This window comes from Chryseobacterium sp. Leaf201 (assembly GCF_001421435.1).
GTDB lineage: Bacteria > Bacteroidota > Bacteroidia > Flavobacteriales > Weeksellaceae > Chryseobacterium.
In genome coordinates, this window is the sequence record NZ_LMKA01000064.1 from 1 (window position 1) to 16,220 (window position 16,220).

The 16,220-nt window shown below is 41.1% G+C and carries 15 protein-coding genes; 7 read left to right on the forward strand and 8 right to left on the reverse strand.

Annotation, left to right across the window (positions count from 1 at the left end; all coding sequences use genetic code 11):
- Positions 1-452, reverse strand: a 452-nt coding sequence (locus ASE55_RS08110; protein ID WP_185116284.1) for a transposase, incomplete at its 3' end; no start/stop codon positions are given.
- Positions 453-480: 28 nt separating this feature from the next.
- On the reverse strand, positions 481-834 hold the full coding sequence (locus ASE55_RS08115; RefSeq protein ID WP_056217676.1) for a hypothetical protein: 354 nt from the start codon (positions 832-834) through the stop codon (positions 481-483).
- Between the two features lie 125 nt (positions 835-959).
- On the opposite strand from ASE55_RS08115, the gene ASE55_RS08120 reads away from it, so the two are divergent.
- The 3 genes from ASE55_RS08120 to ASE55_RS08130 are packed head-to-tail and all read left to right on the forward strand — an operon-like array spanning position 960 to position 3,700.
- The gene (locus ASE55_RS08120; RefSeq protein WP_056217798.1) at positions 960-1,838 is read left to right on the forward strand and encodes a DMT family transporter; all 879 of its coding nucleotides are present in this window, start codon (positions 960-962) and stop codon (positions 1,836-1,838) included.
- Positions 1,839-1,850: 12 nt separating this feature from the next.
- Positions 1,851-2,933 carry a PorV/PorQ family protein gene (locus ASE55_RS08125; protein ID WP_056217680.1) on the forward strand — a complete coding sequence of 361 codons (1,083 nt, stop codon included), beginning with the start codon at positions 1,851-1,853 and terminating at the stop codon, positions 2,931-2,933.
- 14 nt (positions 2,934-2,947) lie between these two features.
- The gene (locus tag ASE55_RS08130) at positions 2,948-3,700 is read left to right on the forward strand and encodes a hypothetical protein (protein ID WP_056217682.1); all 753 of its coding nucleotides are present in this window, start codon (positions 2,948-2,950) and stop codon (positions 3,698-3,700) included.
- A gap of 58 nt (positions 3,701-3,758) precedes the next feature.
- Here ASE55_RS08130 and uvrC read toward each other — a convergent pair whose 3' ends face one another.
- Positions 3,759-5,552 (reverse strand): excinuclease ABC subunit UvrC, encoded by a 1,794-nt coding sequence (gene uvrC / locus ASE55_RS08135; RefSeq protein ID WP_056217686.1) that lies wholly within the window; start codon positions 5,550-5,552, stop codon positions 3,759-3,761.
- A gap of 80 nt (positions 5,553-5,632) precedes the next feature.
- Positions 5,633-6,394: a hypothetical protein gene (locus ASE55_RS08140; protein ID WP_056217689.1), complete on the reverse strand. Its 762-nt coding sequence runs from the start codon at positions 6,392-6,394 to the stop codon at positions 5,633-5,635.
- A gap of 131 nt (positions 6,395-6,525) precedes the next feature.
- Between ASE55_RS08140 and hutH the strand changes: the two genes are divergently transcribed.
- Both hutH and ASE55_RS08150 read left to right on the forward strand, forming a co-directional pair.
- A complete protein-coding gene (hutH, locus tag ASE55_RS08145; RefSeq protein WP_056217692.1) occupies positions 6,526-8,013 on the forward strand; it encodes a histidine ammonia-lyase in 1,488 nt (495 codons plus the stop codon).
- A 217-nt stretch (positions 8,014-8,230) separates the two neighbouring features.
- Complete coding sequence (locus tag ASE55_RS08150) at positions 8,231-9,727, forward strand: S8 family peptidase (protein ID WP_056217694.1); 1,497 nt, start codon at positions 8,231-8,233, stop codon at positions 9,725-9,727.
- 34 nt (positions 9,728-9,761) lie between these two features.
- Here ASE55_RS08150 and ASE55_RS08155 read toward each other — a convergent pair whose 3' ends face one another.
- The 4 genes from ASE55_RS08155 to ASE55_RS08170 form a co-directional block, all read right to left on the reverse strand.
- A complete protein-coding gene (locus ASE55_RS08155; RefSeq protein ID WP_056217698.1) occupies positions 9,762-10,319 on the reverse strand; it encodes a hypothetical protein in 558 nt (185 codons plus the stop codon).
- A 7-nt stretch (positions 10,320-10,326) separates the two neighbouring features.
- Complete coding sequence (locus ASE55_RS08160; protein WP_056217701.1) at positions 10,327-10,932, reverse strand: carboxypeptidase-like regulatory domain-containing protein; 606 nt, start codon at positions 10,930-10,932, stop codon at positions 10,327-10,329.
- A gap of 123 nt (positions 10,933-11,055) precedes the next feature.
- On the reverse strand, positions 11,056-11,883 hold the full coding sequence (gene ygiD / locus ASE55_RS08165; protein WP_056217703.1) for a 4,5-DOPA dioxygenase extradiol: 828 nt from the start codon (positions 11,881-11,883) through the stop codon (positions 11,056-11,058).
- Between the two features lie 97 nt (positions 11,884-11,980).
- On the reverse strand, positions 11,981-12,493 hold the full coding sequence (locus tag ASE55_RS08170; protein ID WP_056217706.1) for a YceI family protein: 513 nt from the start codon (positions 12,491-12,493) through the stop codon (positions 11,981-11,983).
- Between the two features lie 460 nt (positions 12,494-12,953).
- Between ASE55_RS08170 and ASE55_RS08175 the strand changes: the two genes are divergently transcribed.
- A complete protein-coding gene (locus ASE55_RS08175) occupies positions 12,954-15,095 on the forward strand; it encodes a S9 family peptidase (RefSeq protein WP_056217708.1) in 2,142 nt (713 codons plus the stop codon).
- Positions 15,096-15,110: 15 nt separating this feature from the next.
- Positions 15,111-16,178 (forward strand): acyltransferase family protein, encoded by a 1,068-nt coding sequence (locus ASE55_RS08180; protein WP_056217710.1) that lies wholly within the window; start codon positions 15,111-15,113, stop codon positions 16,176-16,178.
- Positions 16,179-16,220 lie beyond the last annotated feature (42 nt).

Here is a 16,220-nt window from a genome sequence, read left to right on the forward strand (position 1 = left end):
TGCTCAATAGCTTCCCAACGGTGGTTTATCCTTAATTCCTGCAACGCTTCTATGGCTAATTTCTGAACATGGAATCGGTCGATAATTTGTGTGGCATTGGGAAAACATCTTTTGGCGATGAGCTTCATAGAACCCGCCATATCTAAAGTAATTCCTTTTACATTTAACCTTAATTTTTTGTTGATTTTTAAGAGATATTCTATTACGGTATCACTCTTGGTTCCTTTGATGATGGCGACAATACTGCCTTTTCTGCCCATTGCTTTTTTGGAGGTCAGAACAGTGTACAATTCACCATCAGAAAGAGCAACTTCATCGAGAGATAGTTGGTGTGAGAGGTTTTSGGGATAGAGAATCCAATCCTCGGCGTGTGATTTTTGTTCCCACTTTTTAAAATTGCTGATGCTTTGTTTGTATTGCCTTTGGAATTTTCTGCCATCCACGCCATACATCTCGCCAATGGTTTTACAGGGAAGTGCTTTAGTATCGGCTGATTTTTTTTAAGAACTCGGCAAAATCCTGTGTCATGCGGGTTCCTTTGGCAATGAGATTCCAATCTCTCTGGATGATGTTGCCGGTTTTTGTATCGGTCCATCTTCTGCGTCTGATGTGGAGTTTTACTGTTTTTCCACGAAGAGGAAAATCGTCAACGGTAATTTCCGGAACAAAACCTTTTGACTGCAATAACAGAAACGAAAATTCTTTCGGAGCTGTATTTTTCTCGTCAAAGTAAATGTGGAGAATTTTGTTTTCTTCTGCAAATTTTACAATCTCAAAATGCTCAATCAAGAGTTCAGGTAAAAATAATTTGAGGAGTTCGGCATCGTTTAACATTCCTCAAAATTATCAATATTTCTTTTTCTCCCCAAGTTTTGAGATTGATCCCTTTGATGCACATATTTTAAAGGATTTGTAGAAACCGATTTGTAAATTTGCAGAAAATTAAAAAGAAAGCAGATATGTACAAATTGGCTCTTTTCAGGTTGCATTTGATTGTATTTTTATGGGGATTTACGGCAATTCTGGGAAAGTTGATTCAGGCCAATGCCCAGATCCTTGTGTTTTACAGGATGCTCTTTGCAGCCATCTTCCTGTACATCTATATCAGGATCTTTAAAAAAGAGAGCATTAAAGTTTCAAAGAAGATTTTCTTTCAGCTCGCTGCAATCGGTTTTTCAATGGCCTTTCACTGGTACTGTTTCTTTCATTCCATCAAAGTTTCCAATGTATCTATTGCCTTAAGCTGCCTTTCTCTGTCCACTTTATTCGCAGCCATTATGGAACCCATTATCTTTAAGCGCAAGATTGATATTTCCGAAGTGGTGATGGGCGTAGTTATTGTGGCGTGTATCCTCTTGATTTTTAAAACGGAATTCCGATTTAAAGAAGGCATCATGTACGGCGTACTGTGTGCTGTCTTCGGGACTATATTTTCTGTTTTTAACGGAAAGATGTTTGGGAAGACAAGCTCGGGGAATATTATTTTTTATGAAATTTTCTCCGGATGGTTTATTCTGATGGTTATTTATCTGTTCTGCGGGCAAATTTTTCAGATGAATGAAATAAGTTACCGTGATATTGCGTTAATAGTCTTGTTAGCAAGTGTTTTTACAGCTTTTCCGATGCTGGAATCGGTCAATCTGATGAAATATATCTCGCCCTTCACATTAATTTTAACAGTTAATTTAGAACCGGTTTACGGAATTATACTAGCTTTTTTTATCTTTGGGGAATCAGAACATATGAGCCCGGTTTTTTACGGTGCTTCAGGGGTTATGATACTGGCTATCATCGTCAACGGATTTATAAAAGCTAAGAAACAAAAAACTTTAAATTAAGCATCAATCTATATGATGAAAAAATATCTTTTACTCGTATTTTCCCTTGCATTCGGGGTGTCACAATCTCAGATCATCAGAAAATACTCCAATGAATTCCTGAACATCGGAGCAGGAGCCAGAGGTCTGGCTATGGGAGGCGCTGTAGTCTCCAATCAGGACGATGTATATTCCCCGATGTGGAACCCGGCAGGGCTGATGTCTGTAGAAAGAGACTGGCAGGGAGCGGCAATGCACGCCGAATATTTCGAGTCGATTGCCAAATACGATTATCTGGCTTATGCGAAAGTTCTGGAAACAGGCGTTTTCGGGGTTTCCGTAGTGAGATTGGGCGTTGATAATATCTTAAATACCACCCAGCTGATTGATACGGAGGGAAATATCGATTATGATAAAATTACCAGATTCTCCCAGTCGGATTATGCAGCAATATTGTCTTATGCATTTAATCCGGGCGGCAACACAAAACTGGATGTGGGGATCAATGCCAAGGTGGTTTACAGGAACGTAGGGAAGTTTGCGAACGGATATGGTTTCGGTTTTGATATCGGGGCTATTTACAAGCTGGATAACGGCTATAAAATAGGGGGGATGCTGAGAGATGCTACCACTACGGTGAATTTCTGGAGTGTGAACCAGAAGGAGCTTTCCACCATTGTAAACGGCGAAGAATTTAACCCGGCTCCGAAAGATAAAATGGAGCTTACCATGCCTAAACTGAATGTCGGGGCAAGTAAAATATTTGAGATCAACAGCAGTATCTATGTTTTGCCTGAAGCGGGGATCAATGTAGATTTCGCTAAAACGGCTGCGCTTCTTTCAACTGATTTCGCCAGTATTACGCCATATGCCGGTGCTGAACTGGGATACCAGAAAATGATCTTCGTGAGATTGGGGGTAAACCGCTTCCAGTCAATTACCGATATTGAAGATCTCAGCAGAAAAGTTTCTTTCCAGCCAAGTGCGGGGATCGGGATCAAGTACAGGGGCCTTACCCTGGATTATGCGATTACCAATTCCGGCATCGGAGGATCAAACTTCTATTCCAACTTCTTCTCCCTGAAACTGGATATGGGACAATTCAGAAACGATTAAATTAATTCCATTCAATGAAAAAGATTTCACTTATTATATTAACAGCCTGTTCAGTGGCTGCATTCGGACAAAAGGTTTCGGATTATAAATATATTTCGCTTCCTTCTAAATTTACAACCTTTAAAGAAGATTTCGGTTTAGGAGAGCTGCTGACCAAAACATTAAGAAGTAAGAATTACACCGTTATTCCGGCAGATAAGATGCAGTGGCCTTCAGAAGCAAAAGATAACCCGTGCAGCGTTGCAGCGGCAGATGTTATCAATGACAGCGGTTTTTTACGCAATAAAGTATTGCTTCAGTTTAAAGACTGTAATGATAAGGTGATTACATCGGTTAAAGGAGCCTCAAATATCAAGGAATATAAAGAAGGCTATCAGGATGCATTGAAACAGACGTATGTTTCTATTTCACCGGCTAATCCGGTAGTGCAGGCACAGCAGCCAGTCCGTGCCCAGGAACCTGTAGAAACTGCATCAGCTGAACCTGCCGTAACAACTCCAGCTCCAGCTGATACCGGCGCTGTGAAATACAGCAACGGAAAAACCGATTTCCAGAAAATACAGATTGATGACAGCCAGTTTATTTTAGTCGGTGCTAACAGTTCATCTCCCTTTGCCACTTTTAAGGCAACCACAAAGAATGATACTTTCAGGGTAAAGCTGCAAAACGGCAATTCTACTATGGGATATTACGAGAACGGAAATATTGTGATCGAGATTCCACAGGCGAACGGAGAGTATACCCGGGAAATATTTTTGAAGAAATAGTTTTGTCCATAAATTAAATAAAACACAAAGGGTTGGAAATTTTTCCAACCCTTTTCTTTTATGCATTATTAAAAAAATCATATACCACTTTCGCTTTGCTTTTCCCGAGAATCTCTTCCAGTGTTTCCAGGCTCGATTCTTTAACCCTCTTTACCGATTTTAATCTGGACAGAAGCATTTCAATGGTTTTTTCGCCCACACCGGGAATGCCCTCCAGCTCAGATTTTATGGTTGAATTGGATCTCCGGGTCCTGTGATGCTTCACCCCGAAGCGGTGGGCTTCATCCCTTACCCGCTGTAGGATTTTCAGCGTTTCAGATTTTTTATCGAGATACAGAGGGATGGGGTCTTCCGGAAAGAATATTTCTTCCAGCCTTTTGGCAATCCCTACAATCGTGATCTTTCCGTACAGTCCCAGTAAGCGTAAACTTTTCACGGCAGAAGACAATTGGCCCTTTCCTCCGTCAATCAGGATTAACTGCGGCAGGCTGTCCCCTTCTTCCAGTAGCCTTTTGTACCTGCGGTAAATAACTTCCTCCATCGTAGCGAAATCATTCGGGCCTTCCACTGTTTTGGGGTGGAAAATCCTGTAATCGGCTTTGCTGGGCTTCCCGTCTTTAAAAACCACACAGGCTGAAACGGGATTGGTTCCCTGGATATTCGAGTTATCAAAGCCTTCAATGTGCCTCGGTTCAACGGGCATCCTGAGCAGTTTCTGCATTTCTGCCATGATCCGGGTGGTATGCCTTTCCGGATCGATGATCTGTACCTGCTTTAATTTTTCCAGTCGGTATTCTTTGGCATTTTTTTCAGAAAGCTCCACAATCCGTTTTTTGTCGCCTACTTTAGGAACAATCAGTTTCACGTTCGGAATTTCGATTGGGAGATGGAAGGGAAGCAGGACTTCTTTTGAATCCGAATCAAATTTCTGCCGGATTTCAATCAGGGCTTCCTCCATAATATCCTCATCACTTTCTTCAAGGATCTTCTTGATTTCAGTGGTAAAACTCTGGATGATGTTTCCGTTCCTGATTTTAAAGAAATTCACGTAGGCAGCCGTTTCATCACTCGTCATCCCGAAAACATCCACATCATCGATATTCGGGTTTACTACGGTGTTTCTGGACTGGTAATCATCAAGTATATCAAGCCTTTCCTTAATGATCTGGGCATCTTCAAACTGAAGGTTGGAAGCATAGGTCGTCATTTTATCCGTCAGGTATTCTTTTGCCTTCCGGAAGTCTCCTTTGATAATACCGCGGATCGCATCAATCTTTTCATCATATTCCGCCTTGCTTTCCAGGGCTTCACAGGGGCCGTTGCAGTTTTTGATATGGTATTCCAGGCAGACTTTATATTTTCCTTCCTCAATTTTGGCAGGTGCCAGGTTAAGGTTGCAGGTCCGGAGTTTATAAATATGTTTGATGGTATCCAGTAAAATTTTTGCCGGACGTACTTTCGCATAAGGGCCGTAATATTCAGAGCCGTCCCGTATTTTGGTTCTGGTGAGGAAAATCCTTGGGAATTCTTCATTCTTAATGCAGATCCACGGGTACGTCTTGTCATCTTTCAGCATGACATTGTAGAAAGGCTGATGCTCTTTGATCAGGTTGTTTTCCAGCAAAAGGGCATCATACTCACTGTTAACGATTGTAGTCTCCAGCCGCTGGATTTTCCCCACCATAATCCTTGTCCGGTATCCGGGAAGGTTTTTATTGAAATAGGAAAGCACCCTTTTCTTCAGATTCTTTGCCTTTCCCACATACAGCAGCTGATCGTTTTTATCATAATAACGATAAACGCCGGGTTCAGAGGGTAAAGTTTTAAGCTGTAATTCTAAAGAAGGATTCATATAACAAAATTACGTAATTTAAGAGCAAGAAAAAAGCCACAGAATTCCTGTGGCCTTACAATTTATGTTAAAATTACCGGTTAGCTGTTGCTCATTTCGGTATATTCATTCACTAAGAAGCTGAAATAATCCCATTCAACAGAATTCTTAGGGTATTTTTTTATGAATTCAGCATTGTCCCCGAAAAGGAAATCATAATTGTCTTCAAAATCATCTTTATGAAGCCACATTATTTTATCGCCTTTTTTCACATAATATGATTTAAGCACACCACCGCCAAGCTGAGGGCCTCCGCCAAATGAGACCCCTCCGGTTTCTTTTGATCTCGGGTCATGATACACCGAAATAATCTCATCAAAACCGGGATTGATCACCTGCATCAGGAATTCTTTATCGTCTTTCTTATTTTTAAGGGAAACGGTTTGATTAACGAAGTAGATTCTGTCGTTACTGGTTCGTTTGGTTAACTTTTTGGTGCTGTAGTTTCTGATATTTCCCATATACTTTGCCACCTTTACTATTTTTTCGGCATTTCCTGCATATACATACATTTCAGCGATCTGATCTGCATTAAACAGTTCAGCTTTTTTTGAGATACTGTCTTTAAGGGAGACTTCAAAGATCTGTCCTTTTTTCGTGTCAATTTTACTGCAGAATCCTTTGTGCGTGCTTCCGTCTTTTAAAATCACAGTTGATGTCTTTCTCGGAGAAGGGGTGTTGAAGCCTTCATTGAAAAGATAGGTCTCCATCTTTTTGATGTCTTCTTTGGAATATTTTACTTTCTGAGCAAAAGAAGTTGCGCTTACAACGCATAAGGCAAGGAGTAAAGTTTTAAGTTTCATTTAGGTATTAATTTTTTATTTCGGCGGTAAAAATAGTAAATTAATTAAGTTATTTCAGCAAAAAATAAGGTATTGAAAATTAGTTTTCCCAATTATGGCTAAATGCTTAATTTTAAGACAAAATTTAGAGCATGATATACGGTGTAGATGTTTTCAGTTTCCATGATGTATTGGAAATCTGTAAAGCCCCAAATAAAGCAAAGCTGAACAAAACGGCAAAAGAACAGATTTTGAAATCCCAGAAAAATGTGCAGCAGATTGTAGAGTCAGACCGTTGTGTGTATGGAATCAATACGGGTTTCGGGCCGCTTTGCGATACGAAGATTTCGGCTGATGAAACGGCGCTTTTACAGTACAATTTAATTATTTCCCATGCCGTAGGCGTAGGCAAGCCGATTGATAAGGAACTTTCAAAAGTCATGATGATTGCGAAAGTCCATGCCCTGTCCAAAGGGTTTTCGGGTGTTTCCCTGGAAGTAATTGAGAGGCTGATCATCATGCTGGAAAAAGATATTATTCCGGTCGTTCCGGAGCAGGGATCGGTGGGGGCTTCAGGAGATCTGGCTCCGCTGGCTCATCTTGTTTTGCCGCTTTTAGGATTGGGAAAAGTATGGGTAGGAAACGAAATTTTTGAAACGGCGGAAATTTTAGAGAAAAATGGTCTTGAGCCTTTAATTTTAGGTCCCAAAGAAGGGCTGGGATTAATTAACGGGACGCAGTTTATCCTTGCCCACGCTATTAAAGGCCTGGAAAAGTTTGAATATTTGCTGGATCTTGCAGACATGACGGCGGCGATGAGCATTGAAGCGTACAGAGGCTCAGCCAGTCCGTTCAGAAAAGAGCTTCATGAGATCAGGCCGTTTGAAGGAAGCCGGAAAGTAGCGGCAAGAATGCTGAAGTTTTTGAAAAATTCTGAAAACCTGAAATCCCACGAATACTGCGACAGGGTTCAGGATCCATATTCCATTCGTTGTGTTCCGCAGGTGCACGGTGCCAGCAGGAATGCTTTTGAACACCTGAAAATAATGGCCGAAACGGAACTGAATTCTGTAACCGATAACCCAATTGTATTAAGTGCCGAAGAATCGATCTCAGGAGGGAATTTCCACGGTCAGCTGATGGCATTGCCATTGGATTATGCCACATTGGCCGCCGCTGAGCTGGGAAATATTTCAGACCGGAGAAGTTATTTACTGCTGGAAGGAAAATACGGTTTACCAAGACTTTTAACGGAAAGCTCAGGGCTGAATTCCGGGTTTATGATTCCGCAGTATACGTCTGCAGCATTGGTGACGGAGAATAAAACATTGTGTTTCCCGGCTTCCGCAGATTCTATCCCGACAAGTTTAGGACAGGAAGACCACGTATCCATGGGCAGTATTTCCGGAAGGAAATTCAATCAGGTTCTTGGGAATCTGGTTAATATTCTAGCTGTTGAACTGATGTTTGCCGCCCAGGGCCTTGAATTCAGGAGGCCTGCCACCTGTTCAAAACTCATTGAAGAAAACTTTGCCGTTATCCGTTCCAGAGTGGCTAAGCTTGAAGATGACCGCCTGATCGGTGAAGATATGCTGGCTATTGCAGAACTGATTAATGAGAGACAGTTTATTGTAAACTAGGATACATAATAATAGTACAGAATACATTCATAAAACGGACTTTTGTCCGTTTTTTTATTTCAGCAATTTATCAATCAGGTTCAGCCAAAAGCTTTAATGCAACACTTAATTCTGCATTGTTTCGTATTTCCAACATAACAAATTAAAGATAATTTGCACTTCATGTATCTGTAATTCAGGGTAAAGTGATATATTAGAGTCATCCAAATTATAGTATATGAAAAGAAATGTGTTTTACCTACTCATGCTGTTCTCAGTTTTTACAGCATGCAACAGAGATGATCTTCAAAGCAGTGCAGACTCCATTGAAGTAGTGCAGAAAGATCCCCTAACTGCAAGAGAGATCAATGAAAAAATCAATGAAACCATCAAAACCAAAGGACGGTTTTCATGGAATGCCTCATCTGATCATTTTGTGTGGAGTGCCATTTTCCAGGGAAATAAAGTGGCTTCCATCGGTTTCGGATCTTCTTTCGACAGAAGCCTGAGCCCGGACAGTGATGCGGTTGAACAGGAAATTTTAGACCTGATTAAAAAATATGAAGGAAAAACCGACCGTGTTCTGCTGTCTTCAGATCCGTATCTGAATCAGATTGATGTGGCCATCGAAAAACAGGAGACTATTATTGCCCTTCGCAAAATGAAAAATATCCGGTATTTGGAACCTGCAGATTACCGTTATTTTGAAAATGAAAAGAAATTCGGCGGAGCAGCAAAATCCGGCAGTTCATCATCGGGATGCGGATTGGAATCAACAGCTTTGAATGCGGCTGATTATACTACCGTAACCCCGAATGCAAAAGCACCGTGGTCTTTTTCAAAACACAATATCATAAGTGCTTGGAGCTATAGCAGCGGTGCAGGAGTAACCATCGGCGTTATCGACAGCGGGATTTCCCCAGAACAGACTTTATTGGGAAGCAGCTTCAATAACGGGCTTTCATCCGGAAGGACAATTACCAAAAATGGCGTTTATGTAGATTCGGCATGGCCGTGGAGCAGCGGGTATGACGGGCCGAATGACCAGTGCGGGCACGGAACAAGCATGGCTTCTGCAGCAGCAGCTCCGAGAAACAGCCTGGGTCAGCCGGTGGGTGTGGCATACAATGCAAGTTTGGTAACCTACAGAGCGGCTTCAAATGTAGTACTGGATGGCTACCATGAACAGAACGGGGTGAAAACCGCTTTTACGGAACTGGGGAATAATACCAAAGTGAAAATAATCTCCATGTCTATGGGGCACATTTTCTCAGTCGGAAAAATTGAAGACGGTGTAAAATATGCCTATTCTAAAGGAAAGCTGATTTTTTGCGCAGGCGGGACTTCTACAAGCTTCACTAATTTTGCCGGCGTGATTTTCCCTGCCTGGATGTCCGAAGCCCAGGCAGTAACCGGAGTGAAAGAAAATACATCCAACCAGAAATGTGATGTCTGCCATTCGGGATCTGAAATTGATTTTACGTATCAGATGGAACGAGCGTCCGGAAACAGCATCCCGGTACTGAGCTATTATAACGGACAGACCGATTATGTCGGTGGTTCTTCTGTAGCTACCGCTTCCACGGCCGGAATTGCAGCTTTGGTCTGGTCTAAAAACCCATCATGGACACGCGATCAGGTGTTGAATAAAATGAGACAGGCCTCAACGTATTATCCCAATCCGAATTCAGATTACGGCTACGGAAATATCAATGTCCTGCAGGCTGTTCAATAAAATGTAACTTAAATAAAAGGCGAAACGATAACTTCTAATCTCCCAGCTGATAATCCAGGGGAAGCATATTTTCAATTTTATTTTTTGTAAAATCCCCTTCAGTCAGCAGCAGATCCGGATTGGAAATACTTCCGTCTTGTGATACCTCGAAAGTTTCACCTTCAGGATGCAGGAATGACGATATAACAGCCAGGTTTTTACTTTTTATGAATTCTTTCCCTTTCAGTTCGTAATTATATTTTTTATAATTTACCTGAAGTATATCTTTAAAGCTGAAAAGAACACCGTCGCTGTTTCTTTTAACATAATCAGAATCCGGAATCATGGTCTTTATAATGGCCAGCGCAAACGGGTTCTGGTTATTTTTTCTCCGGGAAATATCAAGCAGATGCGAAGGAATGTCAAGCGTTTTGGTGAGCTTTGCAGCGTCCGTGAAATCTTTTAAAGTTTTTAATTCTTCCTCAGTAGGGTATTTCGGATTGGGAACCCTTATGACATGGTTGACAATAAACTGGTCGGCAGAAACCGTATTGCCGTGTATGCTTCTGAAAAAATGAAGCAGGCTTCCCTCATAGGCATTCATCCTGTTCATCCTTGTTTTAGGATTGTTTTTTTACCTCTTTAAAAAGGCTGGTCCCGGAACAGTTGACTATCTTCGAATCAAAATCAGCAGAGAAATTCACCAGGTTGTATTCTATTTCATAGCCCAGGTTTTTATTTTCAATCAGTAATGTTTTAGGAGCCTTTACCTTCAGTGTTTTATTCTTTTTATCATACGAGAATTTTAATGTTCTCTGATTTTTAATTCTTACATGCTCACGGTCCTGCCCGATAAACTTGTCCAGGAAATAACTGATGTAGTTTCTGTATGCTTCTTCCGTATAAGGAACAATGGTGACTTCTTCAATATCATTGCTTTTAAGCAGTACCACTTTTAATGTTTTGCCTGCAACTTCAGAAACAGGCTTCGTGAAACTTTCATATTCCTCTTTCCGGAAAACAATATTCCCTGAATTTTTTGCAGCCAGCGGTAAAGTAAAACTTCCGTCTTCTTTCGAAACGGTTCCGGTTCTGGTACCGTCAATATAGATATTTACATTACTGATTTTCAGTCCGGCATCATTGACTACGGTTCCCATGACTACCTGAGCCAATGAAAGATACAGCGGAAATAAAATTAAGAAAAGGAATATTGCTTTTTTCATGGTCAACAATATTACTAAATTTTTAGTGATAAAAACAAGTGGTTTCAAATGAAAATTTGGTAAGCCATAGGAACAGCCTTCCGTTTTTTTTAATTTCCAAATTCTTCCGCAGTCCCGGTTTTACTAACTGATCCTTACGCTTGTCATGCTCAGCGAACCGCCGATCAGTTCATCATTGAACAGAGCGAGATTTTCAGACTTATCTTTCAGTCCTAAAGAATAAATTAAAGGCAAATAATGGTCAGGGCTTGGGACAGCGTACTGCAGGGAGGTTCCCTGTTTATGGTAATCGATTATATTTTGGAAGTTCCCGTCCAGAAGCCAGCTGTTGGTCTTTTCCCGGGCTTCAATGGCCCAGTCCCATCCGGCACCGACGGTATTGAGATTTCTCCAGTCGATCAGCCGGAGATTATGGATAATATTTCCGCTCCCGATAATCAAAATTCCTTTTTCACGGAGCTTATGCAGCTTTTTTGCCAGGTCAAAATGATACTGTGGAGGCTTCGTATAATCAATGCTCATCTGGATAACAGGGATATCGGCTTCAGGATACATATGCCTGATCACCGACCATGCACCGTGGTCCAGTCCCCAGTGATGATCTTCCTCAACCAAAACGGGCGATAAAAGGCCGGCCGTTTCCTTTGCCAGTTCAGGGCTTCCGGGCGCAGGATATTCAACATCAAACAGAGCCTGCGGAAAACCTCCGAAATCATGAATTGTTTTCGGCATATCCATCGCGGTTACCTTAGTCCCGTCCGTAAACCAGTGTGCAGAAATACATAAAATGGCATTCGGCTTCGGTATTTCATCCGCTGCTTTCCTGAATCCCTGTACAAACTGGTTTTCTTCAATGGCATTCATCGGGGAACCGTGCCCTAAAAATAAGACAGGCATTTTTCCGGTATTCGTAAAATTATTGCTGAGGTTCTGTAAATCGCTGAGGTTCATAATCCAATGAGATGAATAAAGTTAGTATATTCAATAAATAAAAAAACTCAGTAATTTAGCGGGTAAATTACTGAGTCCTGGAAATTATAATAATTTACTATGCTTGTTTTACAAACTGCAGCTCTCCGGCAATTTTTACCTCTTCGCTTACCATGACACCGCCTGCTTCCAGAGCAGCATTCCAGTTCAGTCCGAAATCTTTCCTGTTGATTTTCCCTTCAAAAGAGAAGCCTGCTTTTGTATTTCCCCACGGATCTACATTGATACCGCCGAATTCCACATCCAGAACCACAGGTTTTGTAACGCCGTTAAGGGTAAGGTTTCCGGTTACTTCGTTGTTTAATGCAGAAGATTCAAAAGTAATCGTAGGGTTTGCTTCAGCATTGAAGAATTCCGCAGATTTCAGGTGGTTGTCCCGGTCTGTGTTATTTGTAGAGATAGAATTGGTCTGAATCGTAGCAGTTGTTTTTGCGTTGGCGAAAGTGTCGTCGTCAGCATCAATTTCTGCTGTAAAGTCGGTGAAGTTTCCTTTGATATTGGAAATCATCATGTGTTTTACTTTGAAAGTAATTTCACTGTGCACTAAGTCTAAGGTCCATTTTGTAGCCATTGTATTATATTTTTTATTGTTATGTATGATGCAAATGTAGAACAACAGACCTATACAAATCATTGATATAGGATAAGAAAAAAGTTCCTGCCTTAATTTAACTTTAAATTAACCTTAGCCTTGTTATTTGATAAGGAAGAACCCATTACCCATTACCGATTACTCATTACTTATTTCTTAGAAGCTGTTTCCAGCTATCCACTCATACTCCTCACGCCCAAGCTTGCCCGATGCCTGTTGCGGGGTAACCGTTGCTATCTGGGCTAGGGTTGGTGCCATTATTTTAGATATTTGGTATTTAATTCAAACCATACAACAACATTCATCAGCTAAAATTATCATCATGAATGTAAGAAATAAATACCACAGTTCATGGCCCTGGATTTTACCAATCTTTTATTTTAACACTTATTAACGGTTGATTTTTATTTCTTATTTTTGGTGCATTCAATTTTATACAATGAAATTACATACGTTTTCTTTAATGATGCTGGTTTTGGGCGGTTCAGCAATGGCACAGACCCAGAAATTTACGATGGCGGAAGCTGTTAACGGCTTGAGAAGCAACCTTGCCGTGAAAAATATCTCACAGTTTTCATGGTCTGATGACGGAAAATCATATATTCAGGCAGTAAAAGGCGGATACCTTATTACCAGTTTAAAAACGAATAAACAGGATACCCTGGTATCTCTGTCCCAGTTAAATAAAAACCTGGCAGACAATAAATTCAAAGCAGTTCCGCAGATTAAATTTACCGGGAATTCCAAAGGCTACTTCAGTGCCAATGGCCAGATGATGTGGGTAGAAAAATCCGGAAACGACTGGAAGGTAAAAAATTCCGTTGCTATGGACAAAGAAGCTGCCAATATGAAAGTCTTCAGTGATGGCCAGACGTTTGCCTTTACGGTAAAAAACAATCTGTTTGTCAGTAAAAACGGAAAAACAATCGCGGTAACCAAAGATACTGATGAAAATATACTGAACGGTGCTTCCAATGTCCACAGAAATGAGTTCGGAATTGATACGGGTATTTTTCCTGCTCCCAATTCTGAAAGTGTAGCCTTCTACAGGATGGATCAGACAATGGTAGCCGATTATCCGATCATCGATTGGTCCGTAACCCCGGCCGTGAATCACAACATCAAATATCCGATGGCAGGGCAGACCTCTCATCAGGTTACCTTAGGCGTTTTCAACATTAAAACACAGTCGACAGCATTTTTAAATATCGAAGGTGAAAAAGACCAGTATTTAACGGCGGTAACCTGGAGCCCGGATTCAAAATATATTTTTGTAGGCGTTCTGAACAGAGGCCAGAACCATCTGAAAATGAACCAGTATGATGCCGTGACGGGAAATCTGGTGAAAACATTATTTGAAGAGACAAGCGAGAAATATGTCGAGCCTCAGCATCCGTTGACGTTCTTCCCGAATTCAAACACAGATTTCATCTGGCAGAGTCAGAGAACCGGTTACAATCACCTGTTCCATTACAGCCTGGAAAAAGGCCTGGTTGCCCAGATCACGAAAGGGGATTGGCTCGTATCCGATATTTTAGGCTTTAATGAAAAGAAAAAGGAAATTTATTTCACTTCCACAAAAGAAACCCCGTTAGAAAAACATCTGTACAGGATCAACTGGGCAAACTTTAAAATGCAGCGTCTGGATAATGCAGCAGGGATGCACACCGGCGTTTTAAGCAGTGACGGTAATTATCTCTATGATATCTACAGCAACGAGAATATGCCAAGGGTCGTCAATATCATCAATACCAATACCTTAAAGACCAGCAATCTTCTTACCGCTGAAAATCCGCTGAAAAACTACCAGAGGCCCGAAATTAAAAATGTAAATCTGAAGGCAGACGACGGTACCCTTTTATACGGAAAAATCATTCTTCCGACGAACTTTGATCCGAATAAAAAGTATCCTGTCATTGTTTATTTATACAACGGACCTCATCTGCAGTTGGTTACCAATACGTTTCCGGCTTCAGGAAACCTTTGGTATGAATATATGGCGCAGAAAGGATACATCATTTTCACGATGGACGGAAGAGGCTCTTCCAACCGCGGACTGAAATTTGAGCAGGCGGTATTCAGAAACCTGGGAACTGCAGAAATGAGCGACCAGATGAAAGGGGTGGACTATTTAAAATCCCTTCCGTATGTTGATGCAGAAAGAATGGGAATCCACGGATGGAGCTTCGGAGGATTTATGACCACCAGCTTTATGCTTCGTCATCCTGAAGTGTTTAAAGTAGGGGTTGCCGGAGGTCCTGTAATCGACTGGAGCATGTACGAAATCATGTACGGCGAAAGATATATGGATACGCCGCAGGAAAATCCGCAGGGATATGCTGCATCAAACCTTTTAAGCAAAGTTCAGAACCTGAAAGGAAAACTGCTGATGATCCATGGGGCGCAGGATGATGTGGTGGTCTGGCAGCATTCGGTTAAATTTATCAAATCGGCTGTTGACAACGGCGTTCAGCTGGATTATTTCGTATATCCTGGGCATCCGCATAATGTAACCGGGAAAGACAGGGTACATTTAATGCAGAAAGTAACAGATTATTTTGATCAGTACCTGAAGAAATAATCCTGACCATACAGAATGAACTTTATAAAAACAGAGAGGGTACACTTTCATACATTTGATTCGCTGAGGTTCCTCTCTTTTTTACTGGTTTTCTTACGCCATTCCCCCGTTCCTGAAGACAGTATCTTGTACTTTTTCGCTAAGGAAGGCGGGATTGGCGTTTCTTTTTTCTTCGTCTTAAGCGGTTTCCTGATTACCTATATCCTGATTCTGGAAAAAATGAATAATCAGGGGAAAGTTTCGCTGAAGAAGTTTTTTAAAAGGAGGGTTTTGAGGATCTGGCCGCTGTATTACGCAATGGTCCTGTTTGCCATGTGTACGCCTTTCATACTTAATTATCTGAATCTTCCTTATTCGGATAAAGGATATCAGCCGAACTGGTTCCTTACGTTTACTTTTCTTGAAAACTATATGGTAATGTTCGCGCAGCAGCTTTCGAATGTATCTCCACTGATGGTAATCTGGTCCCTGTGTATCGAAGAGCATTTTTATATTTTCTGGGGACTGGCATTCTATTTCCTCTCATTGAAAAATATTCCTAAGCTGCTCCTCGGGTGTATCATATTCTCCTTTTTAATGCAGGTTATTTATGAACATTACCGCATCAGTACCTTAGACCTGTTTACGAACATCCATTACTTCGCTTTCGGAGCCATCCCTGCTTACCTGTTTGTTTTCAAAAAGAAGATTATTGAAAAACTGGAAGGGATTTCTGCCGTTTACAAATACGCATATGCTTTTATGGTGGTTGCCGTTATTTTAACGGTTGCCAATACCGATATCATCCCTGATGCGAAAATCAGTTCACTCCTTTTCAGTATCCTGTTTTCGGGGTTGATCCTTTTTACCCTGGGTGAGAAAAATGTATTCAGGATTCCGGACACCAGCATAACGGGAAGGCTCGGGAAATATACCTACGGACTCTATCTGTTCCATACCATCTGCATCAGTCTTTTTGTTAAAGTCGGGAGCATATTGGGAATAGGTTGGATAGCGGTCATTGCATTGTCCTTTGCTTCATCGGTTATATTTTCAGTACTGTCCTATCATCTTTTCGAAAAACACTTTTTAAAACTAAAATAATCCGGATCAGTTTTCATTACATTCTAAGCTTTTTACTGAATT

Excerpts from the sequence above, each read along its gene's own strand:
- ASE55_RS08115 (WP_056217676.1), bottom strand. The coding sequence starts at position 834 with ATGTTAAACGATGCCGAACTCCTCAAATTATTTTTACCTGAACTCTTG.
- ASE55_RS08120 (WP_056217798.1), top strand. The coding sequence starts at position 960 with ATGTACAAATTGGCTCTTTTCAGGTTGCATTTGATTGTATTTTTATGG.
- ASE55_RS08125 (WP_056217680.1), top strand. The coding sequence starts at position 1,851 with ATGATGAAAAAATATCTTTTACTCGTATTTTCCCTTGCATTCGGGGTG.
- ASE55_RS08130 (WP_056217682.1), top strand. The coding sequence starts at position 2,948 with ATGAAAAAGATTTCACTTATTATATTAACAGCCTGTTCAGTGGCTGCA.
- uvrC (WP_056217686.1), bottom strand. The coding sequence starts at position 5,552 with ATGAATCCTTCTTTAGAATTACAGCTTAAAACTTTACCCTCTGAACCC.
- ASE55_RS08140 (WP_056217689.1), bottom strand. The coding sequence starts at position 6,394 with ATGAAACTTAAAACTTTACTCCTTGCCTTATGCGTTGTAAGCGCAACT.
- hutH (WP_056217692.1), top strand. The coding sequence starts at position 6,526 with ATGATATACGGTGTAGATGTTTTCAGTTTCCATGATGTATTGGAAATC.
- ASE55_RS08150 (WP_056217694.1), top strand. The coding sequence starts at position 8,231 with ATGAAAAGAAATGTGTTTTACCTACTCATGCTGTTCTCAGTTTTTACA.
- ASE55_RS08155 (WP_056217698.1), bottom strand. The coding sequence starts at position 10,319 with ATGAACAGGATGAATGCCTATGAGGGAAGCCTGCTTCATTTTTTCAGA.
- ASE55_RS08160 (WP_056217701.1), bottom strand. The coding sequence starts at position 10,932 with ATGAAAAAAGCAATATTCCTTTTCTTAATTTTATTTCCGCTGTATCTT.
- ygiD (WP_056217703.1), bottom strand. The coding sequence starts at position 11,883 with ATGAACCTCAGCGATTTACAGAACCTCAGCAATAATTTTACGAATACC.
- ASE55_RS08170 (WP_056217706.1), bottom strand. The coding sequence starts at position 12,493 with ATGGCTACAAAATGGACCTTAGACTTAGTGCACAGTGAAATTACTTTC.
- ASE55_RS08175 (WP_056217708.1), top strand. The coding sequence starts at position 12,954 with ATGAAATTACATACGTTTTCTTTAATGATGCTGGTTTTGGGCGGTTCA.
- ASE55_RS08180 (WP_056217710.1), top strand. The coding sequence starts at position 15,111 with ATGAACTTTATAAAAACAGAGAGGGTACACTTTCATACATTTGATTCG.